The sequence below is a fragment of the Chitinophaga sp. genome, from assembly GCF_035564935.1.
Lineage (GTDB): Bacteria > Bacteroidota > Bacteroidia > Chitinophagales > Chitinophagaceae > Chitinophaga.
Genome location: NZ_DATMTE010000427.1, coordinates 1 through 2,774, shown reverse-complemented (window position 1 = coordinate 2,774; position 2,774 = coordinate 1). Strand labels below are relative to the sequence as shown.

Annotated in this window: 2 protein-coding genes; both read right to left on the bottom strand. The window is 46.6% G+C overall.

The window, feature by feature from the left end:
- Positions 1-104: 104 nt before the first annotated feature.
- Positions 105-1,760 carry a glucose-6-phosphate isomerase gene (gene pgi / locus VN105_RS11080; RefSeq protein WP_325640798.1) on the bottom strand — a complete coding sequence of 552 codons (1,656 nt, stop codon included), beginning with the start codon at positions 1,758-1,760 and terminating at the stop codon, positions 105-107.
- Between the two features lie 44 nt (positions 1,761-1,804).
- Entirely contained in the window at positions 1,805-2,608 is an 804-nt protein-coding gene (locus VN105_RS11075) for a hypothetical protein (RefSeq protein ID WP_325640796.1), read from the bottom strand.
- Positions 2,609-2,774 lie beyond the last annotated feature (166 nt).

The window sequence follows — 2,774 nt, the reverse complement described above, 5'->3', positions numbered from 1 at the left end:
TCTCCCTTAACTTATTATCAAACTTCAAAAATAAAATCAAAGTAATCATCAAAATCAGCGTAATCAGTGTTCCAAGACAAACTCCGCATCGCCGAAGGCGATCACTACGCCATACGCATATCTTTCCACGCGTTGATCAGCCCGTTGGTGCTGGCGTCGTGGTTGAGGATGATGTCGCTGTTTTCCAGTTCCGGCAGTATTTTGCTGGCCAGTTGTTTGCCGAGTTCCACACCCCATTGGTCGAAGCTGTAGATATTCCAGATCACGCCCTGAACAAAGATCTTATGTTCGTACAGGGCTATCAGTGAGCCCAGGGAGCGTGGCGTTATTTTCTTCACCAGGAAGGAGTTGGTAGGGCGGTTGCCAGGGAAGATCTTTGATGGCAGGATCTTCGCAATTTCTTCTGCAGGTGCGCCGGATTTCTCCAGTTCGGCGCGTACTTCTGCTTCTGTTTTACCATTCATTAATGCTTCCGTTTGTGCGAAGAAGTTCGACAACAGCTTTACGTGATGATCACCGATAGGATTGTGGCTGATGGCTGGCGCGATGAAGTCGCACGGGATCAGGCGGGTACCCTGGTGAATGAGCTGGTAGAAAGCATGCTGGCCATTGGTGCCGGGCTCGCCCCAAACGATAGGACCGGTTTCATAACTAACGGGATGGCCTGTACGATCAGCAGATTTACCGTTGCTTTCCATATTACCTTGCTGGAAATAAGCGGCAAAGCGGTGCATGTATTGATCGTATGGTAATATGGCTTCCGTGGCGCTGCCAAAGAAGTTGCCATACCAAATACCTATCAGCGCCATGATAGCGGGGATATTCTGTTCCAGCGGTGTGCCTGCGAAATGTTTATCGGCTGCATGGGCGCCATCCAGCAATTCGGTGAAGTTCTCAAAACCGATGGTCAGGGCTATAGACAAACCGATAGCGGACCACAGGGAATAACGGCCCCCAACCCAATCCCAAAATTCAAACATATTCTGCGGGTCGATACCAAAGGCGGTAACTGCTTTTTCGTTGGTAGACAATGCCGCAAAATGTTTGGCGATGAATTTCTCGTCTTCCGCATGTTCCAGGAACCAACTGCGTGCAGTATGTGCATTGGTCATGGTTTCCTGTGTGGTAAACGTTTTGGAAGCAATAAGGAACAACGTTTCGTCGGGTGTGATCTTTTTCAGTGTTTCGGCGATGTGGGTACCATCCACATTGGAAACAAAGTAAGTTTGTATATTGGGCTTCCAGTATGGCTTCAGGGCTTCTGTTACCATTACCGGGCCGAGATCGGAGCCACCGATCCCGATATTCACGATATAGCGTATAGGCTTGCCCGTGTATCCTTTCCATTCGCCGGAATGTACCTGGCGGCAGATGTGATCCATTTTATTCAGCACTGCTTTTACATCAGGCATTACATCGCGGCCATCCAGTAAAACCGGTTTGTCGGATGTGTTGCGCAAAGCGGTATGCAGTACGGCGCGGTTTTCTGTAACGTTTATTTTCTCTGCGCTGAACATGGCCTTAATAGCATCCGTTACGCCGCATTCTGCTGCCAGGGCCAGTAACAGGCTGCGGGTATCTTCCGTAATTATATTCTTGGAATAATCGAAAAGGATGTCTTCAAATTTAAGGGAGAACTCACTGAAGCGTTCTTTGTTTTCCATAAATAAGGCACGCATATGTACCTTCTTCATTTCTTCAGCGTGTTTCTTTAAAGCGTCCCACGATTTGGTGGTTGTTGGATTGGTAGATGGAAACATAGTCGTGTATATATTAAATGCGCATCAAAAATAATCTTTTAGATTCATGATTTCTGTTTCCTGTATAATTGCCAGGAAATTGTTACGGCAATCACCCCGATGGCGATAATACAGGTATGTATGATGGCGTTTTCATCCATCATATCCGCCGCCCTTCTTTTCAGTAAAATGCCGTAGAATGCCCACACGCTAACAAGCGCATAGGTAATATTGTTGCGGAGCAGTACCATGGCCATGCTCACCAGGGTACCCAGGCTAATCATAGCAATAGTCCACAGGATCTGTGCGTGGCGGTTGCCTTCCCAGCCGGTATACACCAGCAGCGCCGTAAAGTTGGCGATGGTAGCAATCGAAATCCATCCCAGGTAAATACTGAAAGGGATATGGATAAATATCTTTTCCCGCAGGGTGGCAGGAGCGGTGCTGATACCAAAGTTAACATGGATGATGACCAGCGAAATAAGAAGGATCACCATGATGGCCACGCTTACGGGTATGAGATGGTAATGCCAGGCAAACAGCCAGCAGGCATTGGCTACACAGGAAATGAGGAACCAGTCTTTCATCCGCCGCATCGTATACACCAGTGTTGCAGGTTCTTTATTGGAAAATGATAACCATAACTGGTATATAATAAATGCCAGCAGGGAAAAACAAATAACGCCCCATATAGAAAATGTAATACCCGCAGGTGCAAACAGGTTGGGATATTCTTCCGAGATCTGCGCGGTGGTTTTTCCGTTGATGGGAAGCAGCACTGCCAGCGCATTCACAGCGATCATAATAATAAACCCAATTGTATTGAAAACAGACCGGTTTTTAAAGTGGAGGGTTTCATGACTCACCATAATGGATGGGTACTTTTTATAATATTAGCGACATGGTTACCGCATTACAACGCAAAAATTATGCTAAAGTGAACAATCAAAACAAAGTTTGGAAGCCGTTAGTATATATCTCCGTTTTTTCCATACATTTGCCAGCTATGACAGCTGAGCAACTTAAAGCTATGAG